16 protein-coding genes, 1 tRNA gene and 1 pseudogene are annotated in these 13,203 nt (G+C 60.4%); 12 read left to right on the forward strand and 6 right to left on the reverse strand.

What is annotated here, in order from left to right; translation table 11 throughout:
* Positions 1-6 precede the first annotated feature (6 nt).
* Positions 7-801: a class I SAM-dependent methyltransferase gene (locus tag AC1DM5_RS10830; protein WP_477818057.1), complete on the forward strand. Its 795-nt coding sequence runs from the start codon at positions 7-9 to the stop codon at positions 799-801.
* Positions 802-853: 52 nt separating this feature from the next.
* On the opposite strand, the gene AC1DM5_RS10835 is transcribed toward AC1DM5_RS10830, so the two are convergent.
* Entirely contained in the window at positions 854-1,426 is a 573-nt protein-coding gene (locus AC1DM5_RS10835; RefSeq protein ID WP_477818056.1) for a TetR/AcrR family transcriptional regulator, read from the reverse strand.
* A gap of 126 nt (positions 1,427-1,552) precedes the next feature.
* Here AC1DM5_RS10835 and AC1DM5_RS10840 point away from each other — a divergent pair, with 126 nt between their 5' ends.
* Together AC1DM5_RS10840 and AC1DM5_RS10845 are read left to right on the forward strand one after the other, a co-directional pair.
* Positions 1,553-2,848: an MFS transporter gene (locus AC1DM5_RS10840; protein ID WP_477818055.1), complete on the forward strand. Its 1,296-nt coding sequence runs from the start codon at positions 1,553-1,555 to the stop codon at positions 2,846-2,848.
* 85 nt (positions 2,849-2,933) lie between these two features.
* A tRNA-Leu gene (locus AC1DM5_RS10845) sits at positions 2,934-3,018 on the forward strand.
* A 113-nt stretch (positions 3,019-3,131) separates the two neighbouring features.
* Here AC1DM5_RS10845 and AC1DM5_RS10850 read toward each other — a convergent pair.
* Positions 3,132-3,450, reverse strand: a pseudogene (locus AC1DM5_RS10850) (hypothetical protein).
* Between the two features lie 157 nt (positions 3,451-3,607).
* On the opposite strand from AC1DM5_RS10850, the gene AC1DM5_RS10855 reads away from it, so the two are divergent.
* A complete protein-coding gene (locus AC1DM5_RS10855) occupies positions 3,608-5,353 on the forward strand; it encodes a cation:proton antiporter domain-containing protein (RefSeq protein ID WP_113183917.1) in 1,746 nt (581 codons plus the stop codon).
* A gap of 21 nt (positions 5,354-5,374) precedes the next feature.
* Here the strand turns inward: AC1DM5_RS10855 and AC1DM5_RS10860 are convergent, their stop codons facing one another.
* Complete coding sequence (locus AC1DM5_RS10860; RefSeq protein ID WP_113183992.1) at positions 5,375-5,674, reverse strand: hypothetical protein; 300 nt, start codon at positions 5,672-5,674, stop codon at positions 5,375-5,377.
* Between the two features lie 199 nt (positions 5,675-5,873).
* On the opposite strand from AC1DM5_RS10860, the gene AC1DM5_RS10865 reads away from it, so the two are divergent.
* Both AC1DM5_RS10865 and AC1DM5_RS10870 read left to right on the forward strand, forming a co-directional pair.
* The gene (locus AC1DM5_RS10865) at positions 5,874-6,464 is read left to right on the forward strand and encodes a YqaA family protein (protein ID WP_113183918.1); all 591 of its coding nucleotides are present in this window, start codon (positions 5,874-5,876) and stop codon (positions 6,462-6,464) included.
* A 22-nt stretch (positions 6,465-6,486) separates the two neighbouring features.
* A complete protein-coding gene (locus AC1DM5_RS10870) occupies positions 6,487-7,002 on the forward strand; it encodes a disulfide bond formation protein B (protein WP_113183919.1) in 516 nt (171 codons plus the stop codon).
* Positions 7,003-7,071: 69 nt separating this feature from the next.
* Here the strand turns inward: AC1DM5_RS10870 and AC1DM5_RS10875 are convergent, their stop codons facing one another.
* Entirely contained in the window at positions 7,072-7,629 is a 558-nt protein-coding gene (locus AC1DM5_RS10875; protein ID WP_007825539.1) for an HNH endonuclease, read from the reverse strand.
* A gap of 112 nt (positions 7,630-7,741) precedes the next feature.
* Positions 7,742-8,428, reverse strand: coding sequence for a DNA-3-methyladenine glycosylase family protein (locus AC1DM5_RS10880; protein WP_477818054.1), 687 nt, complete (start codon positions 8,426-8,428; stop codon positions 7,742-7,744).
* On the opposite strand from AC1DM5_RS10880, the gene gluQRS reads away from it, so the two are divergent.
* On the forward strand, positions 8,427-9,308 hold the full coding sequence (gene gluQRS, locus AC1DM5_RS10885; protein ID WP_477818053.1) for a tRNA glutamyl-Q(34) synthetase GluQRS: 882 nt from the start codon (positions 8,427-8,429) through the stop codon (positions 9,306-9,308). The genes AC1DM5_RS10880 and gluQRS overlap by 2 nt on opposite strands.
* On the opposite strand, the gene AC1DM5_RS10890 is transcribed toward gluQRS, so the two are convergent.
* Positions 9,273-10,244 (reverse strand): YihY/virulence factor BrkB family protein, encoded by a 972-nt coding sequence (locus AC1DM5_RS10890; RefSeq protein ID WP_477974971.1) that lies wholly within the window; start codon positions 10,242-10,244, stop codon positions 9,273-9,275. The genes gluQRS and AC1DM5_RS10890 overlap by 36 nt on opposite strands.
* 68 nt (positions 10,245-10,312) lie before the next feature.
* On the opposite strand from AC1DM5_RS10890, the gene AC1DM5_RS10895 reads away from it, so the two are divergent.
* The 5 genes from AC1DM5_RS10895 to AC1DM5_RS10915 all read left to right on the forward strand — a co-directional run.
* Positions 10,313-11,146 (forward strand): SDR family oxidoreductase, encoded by an 834-nt coding sequence (locus tag AC1DM5_RS10895; protein ID WP_477818051.1) that lies wholly within the window; start codon positions 10,313-10,315, stop codon positions 11,144-11,146.
* 18 nt (positions 11,147-11,164) lie between these two features.
* On the forward strand, positions 11,165-11,368 hold the full coding sequence (locus AC1DM5_RS10900) for a twin transmembrane helix small protein (RefSeq protein WP_007825545.1): 204 nt from the start codon (positions 11,165-11,167) through the stop codon (positions 11,366-11,368).
* 14 nt (positions 11,369-11,382) lie between these two features.
* Positions 11,383-11,961, forward strand: a complete 579-nt coding sequence (locus AC1DM5_RS10905) for a cob(I)yrinic acid a,c-diamide adenosyltransferase (RefSeq protein ID WP_477818050.1) — start codon at positions 11,383-11,385, stop codon at positions 11,959-11,961.
* 37 nt (positions 11,962-11,998) lie between these two features.
* Entirely contained in the window at positions 11,999-12,784 is a 786-nt protein-coding gene (locus tag AC1DM5_RS10910; RefSeq protein ID WP_477818049.1) for a rhomboid family intramembrane serine protease, read from the forward strand.
* Between the two features lie 183 nt (positions 12,785-12,967).
* Positions 12,968-13,203 (forward strand): electron transfer flavoprotein subunit beta/FixA family protein (locus tag AC1DM5_RS10915; RefSeq protein ID WP_477974973.1); only part of this gene is annotated, 236 nt, incomplete at its 3' end.

The following is a 13,203-nucleotide window of genomic DNA, read 5'->3' on the forward strand; positions in this document are numbered from 1 at the left end:
GTTCGCATGACTATCGTTCCTTTCGAAGCTCGCCGCTTTCGTACCACTGCCGTCTACTACAACCGCTTCCGTGTCCCCTATCCGGACAGGCTGATCGAACGCGTCGCCGAACGCACCGGCCTGAAAGCCGGCGATCGTGTGCTCGATCTCGGCTGCGGACCAGGACCGCTCGGCGTCGCCTTCGCACGCCTCGCCGGCGCCGATGTGATCGGGGTCGATCCCGAGCCGGAAATGCTGGATGCCGCGCGCGAAAATGCAGCCGAAGCCGCCGTGAACATAAGGCTCATCCAGGGCTCCTCTTACGATCTCAACCCGGATCTGGCGCCGCTGAAACTTGCTGTCCTAGGCCGCTCCTTCCATTGGATGGACCGCCCGGCGACGCTTGCGGCACTCGACAAGCTCGTCGATCCCGGCGGAGCTGTCGTTCTCTTCTCCGACAGGCATATCGCAGCGACACCGGATTGGCGTGACGTGCTGCATCAGCTGTCGGAGACCTATTCGCCGGAAAAAAGCGCCGAGCGTAAACTACGCCGCGCGCAGGAATTCGGACCGCATGAGGCGGTTCTGCTGCGCTCCCCCTTCCGCAGCCTCGAACGCATCGGCATCGTCAACGAACGGGTAATCGGGACGGAGGATATCATCGGCCGCGCCTTTTCCATGTCCGTCACCTCTCCACAGGCGCTAGGCGACAAGACAGAGGAATTCGAGGCAGCCTTCCGCAGCGAGCTCACCGCTCTGTCGCCGGACGGCACCTTCACCGAAATCGTCGAAGGCCATGCGATGATCGCCTTCCGAGACTAAAGCAGTTCCAGTAAAAGCCCGTAGCGGTTTTGCATGCGTGAATGCTTTGGGATTACTGCGCCGGGTCGAGCTTGCGGCGCATCGTGACCAGAAACTGCTCGGCAAGCGCCCGATCCTCGACCGCACGGGCAAGAATGACGGCCCCCATCATCGATGAAAGCGTCGTCGTCGCATTGGCGCGGCGCTCTTCCTCCGTCGCACCCGACACCACCTCCTTCAGTACATCGACCAGCGTGGACAACCCCTCGCTGAAGGTTGCACGAACCGCACCTTCGCTGCGACTGACTTCCTGGATCAACGAGGCGAACACGCAGCTTCCACCGGGATCGTCGACGGTGCGCCAATGGATGTAATGATCGAGCAGCGCCTGAAGCGGCTTGTCTGGTTCAGCGGCGATCAGCTCACGCCAACGTTCTTCCACACGCTCGATCAGCTTGCGGCTGACCTCCAGAGCAAGGTCGTCCTTCGATTCGAAATGGCCGTAAAAACCGCCATGCGTAAGGCCTGCAGCCTTCATGATGTCGGCGACGCCGACGCCGTCGAACCCATTCTCGCGGAAGAGCACGCTGGCCGCCGTCAGAATCTTCTCGCGGTTTTCTGCAAATTTCTCGCGGCTGACCCGCATTTTTTGTCTCCGGAAATGGTCGCTTGACAATTTATATGATGTCCATCATCAATACGCAACAAATATGATGGCCGTCATGTAAAGCGGTCTTGTATATGGTCCTCACGTCACAAACGGAATTTGCCCATGGTCTCTGCAGTCCTTGCATCATCCCTTGCCCGGCGAAACATTCACTATGGATGGGTGGTCGTCGCCGCCACCTTCCTGACGATGCTGGTGACCGCCGGCGCAATGGGCGCGCCGGGCGTGCTCATCAAGCCGCTGCAGGATGAGTTCGGGTGGGAAACCTCGCAGATCTCCTCCGCCCTTGCCATCCGCCTGATCCTCTTTGGCCTGATGGGTCCCTTCGCAGCCGCCTTCATGAACTATTTCGGCGTCCGCAAGGTCATCGTCTTTGCACTGGCCCTGATCGGCGCGGGCTTCATCGGCTCGCTATTCATGACCAAGCTTTGGCATCTGCTGGCGCTCTGGGGCATCGTCGTCGGCTTCGGCACCGGGCTCACGGCCATGGTGCTGGCAGCCACGGTTTCCACACGCTGGTTCGTCAAGCATCGCGGCCTTGTCGTCGGCATGCTTTCGGCAAGCTCGGCAACCGGCCAGCTCGTTTTCCTGCCGCTGATGGCGGAATTGACCGAACGCTACGGCTGGCGCGCCACCGTCTTCTTCGTCTGCGCCATGATCATGGTCGCCGCTCTTCTCGTGCTGCTCTTCATGCGTGACCGCCCCTCGGACGTAAACCTGCCCTCGGTCGGCGAAACCCAGGTTGCGCCGGCCCCGGCCCGAGGCACGCTCGCCGCAGCACTTGCAACGCCGATCACGGTTCTCAGGGACATTTCGACGACCTCGACCTTCTGGATCCTGTTTGCCACCTTCTTCATCTGCGGGCTCAGCACCAACGGCCTTATCCAGACGCATTTCGTCACACTCTGCGGCGATTTCGGCATCATGCCTGTCGCAGCCGCCAGCGTTCTCGCCGTCATGGGCATCTTCGATTTCTTCGGCACGATCGGCTCCGGCTGGCTTTCCGACCGCTTCGACAATCGCTGGCTGCTCTTCTGGTATTATGGCCTGCGCGGCCTCTCGCTGCTCTTCCTGCCTTTCAGCGATTTCAGCTTCTACGGCCTGTCCATCTTCGCCGTCTTCTACGGCTTGGACTGGATCGCCACCGTACCACCGACCGTCAAGATCGCCGCCGACCGCTTCGGCCGTGAAAAAGCCGGCCTCGTCTTCGGCTGGGTCTTCGCCGGGCACCAGCTTGGTGCTGCTACCGCGGCTTACGGCGCAGGCCTGTCGCGCACGGCGCTGGAAAGCTACCTGCCGGCCTTCTTCATTGCCGGCGCCTTCTGCCTGCTGGCCTCGGTCCTGGCGATTACGCTGAAGAAATCCAGCCTCACCGCCCCGAGTGAGGCAGTTGCCCACTAAACCTCGATTTCTAAACGCCAAAACTTCGCCCGCCGTCTTGCACGCGCGGGCGAACGCATGTTAGACAGCCGCCTCGTATTTCGCTGCCCCATTGGCGGAATTGGTAGACGCGCTCGACTCAAAATCGAGTTTCGAAAGAAGTGCTGGTTCGACCCCGGCATGGGGCACCAAATATCTCTGAATAAATGGATTTTAGACTTCGCCCACGCCCCTAAGGGCGAGGGCATGAGCCTCGGCGGCTGAAGTCCCGGCGGAGTGGAGTACCGGCCTCTCAGCCTGCTGTTCAATCACACCGTCTGACCGTTTTTGTGACAGTGCCTTCATCGGTCTGACGGGTCACGCTGCGGGTGACGCAGCGGTCACGGTCCCGATCGCGCCAGCGATCCCGTTCGCGCACCGCGCCGAACGAAATGCCACGATCACTGATGGTAACGCCGGGCCGGTCACGGTCATAGCGGTCATAAGCGTCATGGGCACGCTCGCGTGTGACCGTCACGCTGCCTGCCAATGCAGGCGCTGCAGCCGAGCCCTGGGCAAGGGGCAAGGGGCAAGGGGCAAGGGGCAAGGGCAGCGACTGCACAGTTGATGATGATCTTCCGCATATCTCTTCTCCTTGTCGTCATGTATAGACAACGACACGGGAGCTTGGTGGTCCCGCTCAAAAAGCCGGCCATTTAGGTCTAATCCATCCAAATCGACTCTTTAACTTTGCCGGCGCTTCATCCTAAAGTGCCGGCCGCAGGCATTTTGAGAGGGCTGATGCATCAGGAAGCGGGACTCATTGCGACAGTAGCCATAAGCTTCGTCTTTGCGGCGGTTCTTGGCTATTGCGCCGACAGGCTGCGACTGCCGCCACTGGTCGGCTATCTCTTCGCCGGCATTCTCATGGGACCGTTCACACCGGGCTTTGTGGCCGACACGGAGCTTGCAAGCCAGCTTGCCGAAATGGGCGTGATCCTCCTGATGTTCGGCGTCGGGCTACACTTCTCCGCATCCGATCTCTTGGCCGTGCGCGGCATCGCCGTGCCGGGCGCGATCGGCCAGATCCTGTTTGCCACCCTGCTCGGCGTCGGCCTCGGCGAACTCTGGGGCTGGAGCCTCGGCGCCGGCATCGTCTTCGGCCTCAGCCTTTCGGTTGCCAGCACGGTCGTGCTCCTGAAAGCGCTGGAAGAGCGCAACCTCGTCAATACTGCCGGCGGGCGCGTGGCCGTCGGCTGGTTGATTGTCGAGGATCTCGCGATGGTTCTGGCGCTCGTGCTGCTGCCGGCCCTCGCCGAACTTCTGGGCGGCCATGCGAGCGACGTCGGCTCGCATGGTCTCGACCTGCCGCTTTCGGTCACCATCGCACTCACCTTGCTGAAAGTCGCAGCCTTTGCCGCCATGGCGATCTTCCTTGGGCCGCGCATCGTGCCCTGGCTTTTGACGCTGATTGCCCGCACCGGCTCGCGTGAACTCTTCACGCTCACCGTGCTCGCCATCGCGCTCGGCATCGCCTTCGGCTCGGCGGCAATCTTTGGCGTTTCCTTTGCGCTCGGCGCCTTCTTCGCTGGCGTGGTCATGAGCGAATCTCATCTCAGCCATCGCGCCGCCGCCGATTCCCTGCCGCTGCAGAATGCCTTCTCGGTGCTGTTTTTCGTTTCCGTCGGCATGCTCTTCGATCCGTCGATCATTGTGCAGCATCCTCTGGCTGTGATCAGTGCTTTGGCACTGATCATTGTCGGTAAGGCAATCATCTCTTTTGGCATTGTCGTCCTGTTGCGCTATCCGATCGGCATGGGCCTGACGGCCGCCGGCGGCCTTGCCCAGATCGGCGAATTCTCCTTCATCCTTGCCGGCCTTGGCGTTTCGCTCGGGCTCCTGCCGCATGAAGGACAGGATCTGATTCTTGCCGCCGCAATCCTTTCCATCACGCTGAACCCGCTCGTCATCTTCGTGGCGGAGAAGCTGAACCGCAAGATCAGGGTGAAATGGCCGCGCCTACATGAAAGCTACGGCCGGAAAAACCAGGACGCCCTGGCACGGGAATTGGAAAAGATCAGGGCGCTCGGCGAGGAGCGCGCACGCCAGCATCATCTGCGGATCCAGCAACTGGTCGAGACCTTCCCGCTTTTCTCCGAAGTTGGCGAGGATGCGCTTGAGGAACTGCTCTTGCTGTTCAACCCCAAACTCGCCTCGCCCGGCGAACGCGTCATCCGCCGCGGCGACCGCGGCGACAGCATGTATTTCATCTCCTCCGGCGCAGTGGAGGTGCGCTTGGCAAGCGGCGCGGTGCGGCTTGAGCCCGGTGCCTTCTTCGGCGAAATGGCGCTGCTCAGCGGCGGACGCCGTACGGCCGATGTCACCGCCGTCGATTTCTGCCAGTTCGAAGTGCTGGAACGGCGTGACTTCAACATGTTCATGTCTCGCCACCCGAACCTTCGCGCCATCGTCAGCGAAATGGCGCAGAAGCGCACCGAAATGAACGTCATGCGCCAGCAGTGGGAAAAATCCATGGACCTGTCGTAAGCGGTCGGAGCGCAAACCCGATCACGCCGTCGCAGTTTCATCCAGCTTCGGCCAGTAAAGATCAGAACGAAAATCGGCCGGGATGGGATCGAGCCGGCAGATGGCATCTGCAGCGAACCCGATCTGCATGGCGAAATATTGGAACGCCGGCGGCATCGGCACGCCGGCTGCTTCCATAATGCGGGAACGGTGATAGCCGCTGGCGCTCAAACGACGAGCCGCCTCGCGCCTGATATCCTCGCGCTCCGGCCCACGACCGCTCGCTTGCCTATCCCGCTCTCCTGCGGAACTCAGCCCGCCCTCTATGACCCTGAATTTCATGACATGCCCGGATTCGTCGAACGACAACCCAGCCTGACGTAGTTTGGCGCTTTTGCCATCCCGCAAGATCTTGGGAGGGAATGCCTGCATCAGATCACGAAAATTTTCAGCGCGAATGCCGGGAAGCCACAGCCCGAGCATTTACAGCGTCATGATCGCCCCCTAATGCTTTGTGCGTCGCAACAGAGAAAGGGAACGGATGCTCCGCAGACTTTACGACTGGACCATGTCTCTGGCCTCGAAGAAATCAGCCGAAGTCTGGCTCGCCGTCATCGCCTTCGTCGAAAGCTCCGTCTTTCTGGTTCCTGCTGACGTGCTCTTCCTGCCGATGGCGCTTGCCAAGCCCGAACGCTCCTATCGCTATGCGCTCGTCGCCACTGTCGCATCGGTGCTGGGCGGCATCGCCGGCTGGGCGCTTGGCTATTTTGCCTACGAAACCGTGGCACGCCCGGTTCTGGAATTCTATGGAAAGCTCGATCAATTCGAGCAGATGAAATCCTACGTCACTTACGAGACGATCCTGCTGCTGCTCGTCACCTCGGGTCTCGCGCATCTGCCACCGATCAAGATCGTCACGATTCTATCAGGCGTCATCCATGTTAGCCTGCCGCTCTTCATCGTTTCGGCGATCATCGCCCGCGGTGCCCGCTTCCTGTTCCTTGCCTGGCTGCTGCGTCGTTACGGCGAGCCGATCCGCCACTTCATCGAGAAGCGCCTCGGCCAGATCGTCGGTATCGGCGCGGCGGTCGTGATCGTGCTATATATCGCCTACCGATACTTTGCCCACTGAGCCAACTTCGCGGAGTTCCGCCATGAATGCCACCACCTCGCCGCTTGCCCGCCCGGGCTTCACCCTCTCGTTGCTGCTTGCCGTTGCCATGGCAGTGGTCGTCGGAACGGCTCTCGGCTTCCAGTATATCGGCGGCTATATTCCCTGTGCGCTCTGCCTGCTGCAGCGCCAGCCCTATTATTATGGGATTCCGATCGCGATCGTCGGCGCGGTGGCCGCCCTCATCGGCCTGCCGAACTGGATGACGCGCGCCATCATTCTTGCCGTTGGCATCCTCATGCTCGTCGGCGCCGGCATGGGCGTCTATCACGCAGGTGTGGAATGGCACTTCTGGGCAGGTCCGGCCACCTGCTCGACCACCGCAAGCAGCATGACTACCAATGCCGGCGATCTCCTGGGCGAGCTGAACACGATCAAGGGGCCGTCCTGCACGGACGCAGCACTGCGCGTTCTCGGCCTATCCTTTGCGGGCTGGAATGTGATCGCAAGCCTGATCCTCGCAGCCTTCGCCTTCTGGAGCGTGAAGAAGACTGCTTAAGCGCTTAAAGCATGTCGCCAGAACTGCGCAGCTAACGACTGCGTAAACCAAGGACTTCGAACCAACGCATCACGGCTGTAGCTCGGTATCCCAGTAGAGGTAGTCGAGCCAGCTGTCATGCAGATAGTTCGGCGGGAAGAGCCGGCCGTTATTGTGCAGATCCTGCACGGTCGGCTGGTACGGCTTCTGCGCCGGGAACATGCTTGCCTGCTTCGGAAGCTTGCTGCCCTTGCGCAGATTGCAGGGCGAACAGGCCGCCACGACATTCTCCCAGGTCGTCTCGCCGCCATGAGCGCGCGGGATGACGTGGTCGAAAGTCAGATCGTCGTGAGCGCCGCAATACTGGCACTCGAACCTGTCGCGCAGGAAGACGTTGAAGCGGGTGAAGGCGGGGTTGCGGGACGGTTGAACGTAAGTTTTTAGGCACACGACACTCGGCAGCCGCATCGAGAAGCTCGGTGAGGAAACCTCATGCTCATATTCCGCGATAATGTTCACACGGTCGAGAAATACCGCCTTGATCGCGTCCTGCCAGGACCAGAGCGACAAGGGGTAATAACTCAGTGGCCGGTAGTCAGCGTTCAGGACGAGCGCTGGCAGGGCCTGTGGTGAGACTGCAATCGTCAAGGAGCCCTCCTGGATCGATTCGGCATCTGCACCTGTATATTAGGCCGGTTGTTACAGGATTGTGAAGTCCAATAAATTCAGGGGATAAAGGCAAATTGAGGGAAGGTGTCCATTAGCCGATCGGCAGCACGTCGCGACGCATTTTTGCGGCGTAATAAGCCCAGAAAAGCCGGGCTGCGACGGAGCGCCAGGGTGACCAGATTTCCGCAAGCCCTGTAAGTACTTTGGCTTGCGGGCGTTCAGCGAGACCGAATGCCGCAGCGACCGCTGCCTGAAGCGCCACGTCACCCGCCGGAAATACGTCCACATGGCCGCCGCAGAACATCAGATAGACCTCTGCCGTCCATGGCCCGATTCCCTTCTGAGCCGTCAGTTCTGCGAGCGCTTCGCCAGCCGGTTTCTGGACCAGGGTCTGCAAATTGATTCGTCCGGATGCGACCGCCTGCGCAATCCGCGTCAACGTATCGGCCTTGGCGCGCGATAGCCCAAACTCGCGCCAGGCATCGGGATGAAGCAATATGTAAGATTCCGCGCTTAGCAGTCCGCTCGCCGGCTGCATCCGCCGCCAGATCGCCTCGGCGCTGGCGCGCGACACCATCTGCGAAACGATGATATGAGCAAGGCCGGCAAAGCCCGGCTCGCGCAGCCTCAGCGGGACAGGGCCGGCCTCACTGGCAATCGGCACGAGCCGTGGATCGAGAACAAGAAGAGCGGCCAGCCCCTCGTCAATATCCTTTTCATTGCTGATGATCCGCACCTTGCCTCGCGATCGCTTCAAATCCGTGCCAGAAGAAAGCATGATCACGACCCCGCGTCAAAAACCCGTCTTCCGTTTCGCCCCGAGCCCCAATGGGCCTCTGCATCTCGGTCACGCGCTGTCGGCTTTCCTGAACGACGACATGGCCAGGGCCGCAGACGGACGGCTGCTGCTGCGTATCGAAGACATCGATCTGACGCGCTGCACACCCGAATTCGAGGCCGGCATCTACGCCGATCTCGCCTGGCTGGGCATTGAATGGGAACAGCCGGTCCGTCGCCAGCAGGAACATTTCTCCGAATACCAGGCAGCTCTTCATTCACTGATCGAACGCGGACTGGTCTATCCCTCCTTCCTGACGCGCAGCGAGGTCAAAACACGCGCCGCCGCCTATGAGAGAATGGGTGAGTCCTGGCCGCGCGATCCGGATGGCACGCCGCACTATCCAGCCGACGACCGCGACCACAGCGACGAAGAACGCGATACGATGCTGGTCTCCGGTCTCAAACATGCATGGCGGCTCAACATGAACAGGGCACTGGATCTGATCGGCGAACCGCTGTTTTGGACGGAGACCGGAGATGAACGAAAGGGCGAAATCCTGGCCGAGCCCGCCGCTTGGGGCGACGTCGTTCTCTCACGCTCGGATGCGCCCTCGAGCTATCATCTCTCCGTCGTCATCGATGATGCGCTGCAGGGCGTAACCCATGTCGTGCGCGGTCTCGACCTCTTCCACGCCACCTCGGTGCACAGGCTGCTGCAGAACCTGCTCAACCTGCCGCAGCCCGTCTACTATCATCATCGCCTCGTCGTGGATGCAGATGGCCGCAAGCTTTCCAAGAGCGAGGGTGATACCGGCCTTGCGGAGCTGCGTGCCAAAGGGCTGTCAGCTGCCAATATTCGCCGTCTTGTCGGACTTTGAATCAGCGGCGTGGTCACGTCCGACCACCGAGAAAGTTCGCGAGAAATTGCGCAGCACCCGGAACTTCATGAGCGCCGCATTGATCTCTGCGCCCACGATGAAGATGACACCCACCATGTAGAGAAAGATCAGCACGATCATGACAGATGCCAGACCGGCATAGGTGGCCGTGTAATTGGCAAAGGTCGCAAGATAATAGGCAAAGATCAGCGCGCCGACGAGCCAGAGCACCAAGGTCAGAAACACGCCTGGAACGACGTCGAAAACGCGACGCTTGCCGGCGGGTAACCAGAGATGGACGACAAGCAGGGCAATCGTCAGCATGACGAGCGTGCCATAAATGCGCCAGCTGAAAACAATTTCGAGTGTGTCGACGATAATGGGCAACCATTGACGGATCGTGACGGGAAGCCATTCGAGCGTGTCGTTATGCAGCAGCCAGTCGCGCGCATAGTCAAGACCAACAGGAACTGCCACGAGCAGAATGCTGATGGCCGCAAAGATGATCACAGCGATGAAGACATAGCCAAGGCTGGCAAGGCGCGTGAGGTACCAGGGCCGTGTCTCTTGCACGCGATAGGCACGATTCAACGAGATTCTGAGCGCCTCGACACCGTTCGAGGCGAAATAGGCAGCTGCAAGCACAGAGATAGTCAGCAGCCCGCCGCGAGGGATCGTCAACACCTGCACCACCTGGTCGGCCAGCGGCTTGGCGATGGCTTCCGGCCAGGTATCGAAGATCAGATGGATGGCCGTGGTGGAAAACTGGTCGGCGCCAAGAAAATTGGCAAGCGCAGTGCCGAAGATCAGGAAGGGAAAGACCGCAAGCAGAGTGGAAAGCGCCACATGGCTTGCCATGGCAAAGCCATCGTCCTCGATGAGGTGGCAGATGGCATCGTAGACCACATCATAGAGCGTGCGCAGGAATTTCGGCATTCGGCTTCCCAATTGTATCCTTCCCGCGAATATGGGAAACGAGTCCCACTTTGTACAGGAATCATTGAATGGCCGATCAGCGCACCATCGTCGTGACCGGATGCTCTTCCGGCATCGGCGCCTATTGCGCGCGCGCCCTGAAAGCGGACGGCTGGCGTGTCTTCGCCACAGTACGCAAGGTCGAGGATCTGTCGTCGCTTGAAGCAGACGGCATCGAAGCTTTCCTGATGGACTACACACAGCCCGAGACGATCTCGGCACTGGTGAGTGCAGTAGCCGAGCGCAGCGGAGGCAGGATCGATGCACTGTTCAACAACGGTGCCTATGGGCAGCCGGGCGCAGTAGAAGATCTGTCGACGCAGGCGCTGCGCGACCAGTTCGAGACCAATGTTTTTGGCTGGCACGAGCTGACCAGGCTGGTCATTCCCTTCATGCGCCGGCGCGGCCAAGGCCGCATCGTGCAATGTTCCTCGATTCTCGGCCTCCTGCCCTACCGCTATCGCGGCGCCTACACGGCGTCGAAATTCGCGCTCGAAGGCTTGAGTATCACCCTGCGCATGGAACTGCAGGGAAGCGGCATTCATGTGAGCCTGATTGAGCCGGGACCGATCACCAGCCGCTTTACGGCAAACGCGCTGGCAAAGATCAAAGAACATGTCGACCTGGAAAACTCGCCCCATGCGGTCGAATACCGCAGACAGCTTGCCCGCCTTGAAGGCTCAGGCCCGGTCAACCGCCACAAACTTGGCCCTGAGGCGGTCTATGCAGTATTGACGCGTGCATTGAACTCGAAAAATCCGAAGCCACATTATCCCGTAACGATTCCGGCTAAACAGGGCATATTGTTGAAGAGGCTGCTTCCGGCCAATCTCTTCTACCGCCTGATGCGCTGGACGGACTGAAGAAGAAAAGAGACTGCCATGTCCACAGTCACCTATGTCATCGCGATCATCGTCATGGGCCTCGTCGCGCTCGTGCTGATCCGCGGCCTGTTCAACATGATGAAGGGTGGCGATGCGAACCTTTCCAACAAGCTGATGCAGCTGCGCGTGCTGCTGCAGGCGATCGCCGTCATCCTGATCATGCTGACGCTCTGGCTGACCGGTGGCGGACGCCCGAGCTGATCTGCGAGCCGACGATGGTAAAGCTCAACAAGATCTACACCAGAACCGGCGATGACGGCACGACCGCGCTGGTCTCCGGTCCACGCCGCACCAAGCACGACCTACGCGTCGAGGCCTACGGAACCATCGACGAAACCAATTCGGCCATCGGCGTCGCAAGGCTGCATACGGCAGACCTGGCCGAACTCGACGCCATGCTGGCGCTGATCCAGAATGACCTCTTCGATCTCGGCGCCGATCTGGCCACGCCTGAAACCGCTGAGCCGCCGGCTTACGAGCCGCTACGCATCGTCGAAAGCCAGGTTACACGGCTGGAGCAGGATATCGACAGCCTGAATGCCAAACTGCAGCCGCTGAAATCCTTCGTTTTGCCCGGCGGCAGCGCTGCGGCCGCCCATCTGCACCTCGCCCGTACGATCGCGCGCCGCGCCGAACGCCTGATGGTGGCGCTTGCCCGCAGCGGCGGAGAAATCGTCAGCGTCGCAGCACTCCAATACGTCAACCGCCTCTCCGATTTCCTGTTCGTAGCTTCCCGTCATGCAAATAATGGTGGCAAGGCGGATGTGCTTTGGGTTCCTGGAAAAAACAGGTAGGTTCCCAGCCGTCACGATCGCCCGGGGGCAGGCCTTCATGTTCATACCGCTGCACGATGCCAATACGCTGAAACACATCAGGGTTCAGTGGGTCACACTCGGCCTGATGGCGGCAAACATTGCCGCCTGGATCTTCACGGCTGTCGAAAGCGATCAAGTCGCGCAGGCGGCAACCGTCGGCCTCGGCTATATCCCGGCTATCATCTTCGGTCATGCGATGCTGGCGCCGGGACTGGAGATCGTGCCGGAAGCCGCTACCTACATCACCTATTCCTTCATCCATGCGAGCTTCTGGCATCTTGCCGGCAACATGATCTTCCTCTGGGTTTTCGGCGACAATGTCGAGGATGCAATGGGACATTTGCGTTTCCTCGTCTTTTATCTCGCCTGCGCTGCGGCCGGTGCCCTTTGCCATGGCCTGCTGTCGACGACATCGGAAGCGCCCCTCGTCGGTGCATCAGGCGCTATTTCCGGCGTGGTGGCGGCCTATCTGATCCTGCATCCGCGCGTGCGAGTCTGGGTGCTGGTCTTTTTCCGCGTGCCATTGCCGCTGCCGGCCTTCATTCCGCTCCTGCTCTGGGTTGGTCAGCAGTTTTCCATGCTGTTGGTCGATCCTGACGGTAACGTCTCGTGGGGCGCGCATGTCGGCGGCATTATCGCTGGCGCCCTGCTCATTCTCATCCTGCGCCGGCCAGGCGTGCCGCTCTTCGACCGGCAGATCGTCACACCGCGTGCCGTTCGTGGCCGGCCGGTCCCCATCCGCGTCACCGCCTCCGGCATGCCCGTGCCGCCGCGCCTGCCCTGGGGGCGGGACAAGCTTTAATATTGACGTGAACGTAAACGTTAATATATTGCCGTCCAAATCGACTGGCTGCGTTACGGAAGCGTTGTATTTGGAGGAAAAACGCGTATCCATGTCGCCATTCGACAATCGGAGCAGCGTCCAAGCGCGCATTTTCCCAGAAGTCTCTGTTGAAGGCCCATCTCTGTTCGAAGGAAGGACCCCATGAAAATTCTCGTCCCAGTCAAGCGCGTTGTCGATTACAACGTGAAGATCCGCGTCAAGCCGGATGGATCGGGCGTCGACCTTGCCAACGTCAAGATGTCGATGAACCCGTTCGACGAGATTTCGGTTGAGGAGGCCCTTCGCCTGAAGGAAGCCGGCAAGGCCGAGGAAGTGGTCGTCGTCTCGATCGGCCCGGCCAAGGCCGAGGAAACTTTGCGCACCGCGCTCGCCATGGG

It is taken from the genome of Rhizobium sp. 01T437, assembly GCF_056398505.1.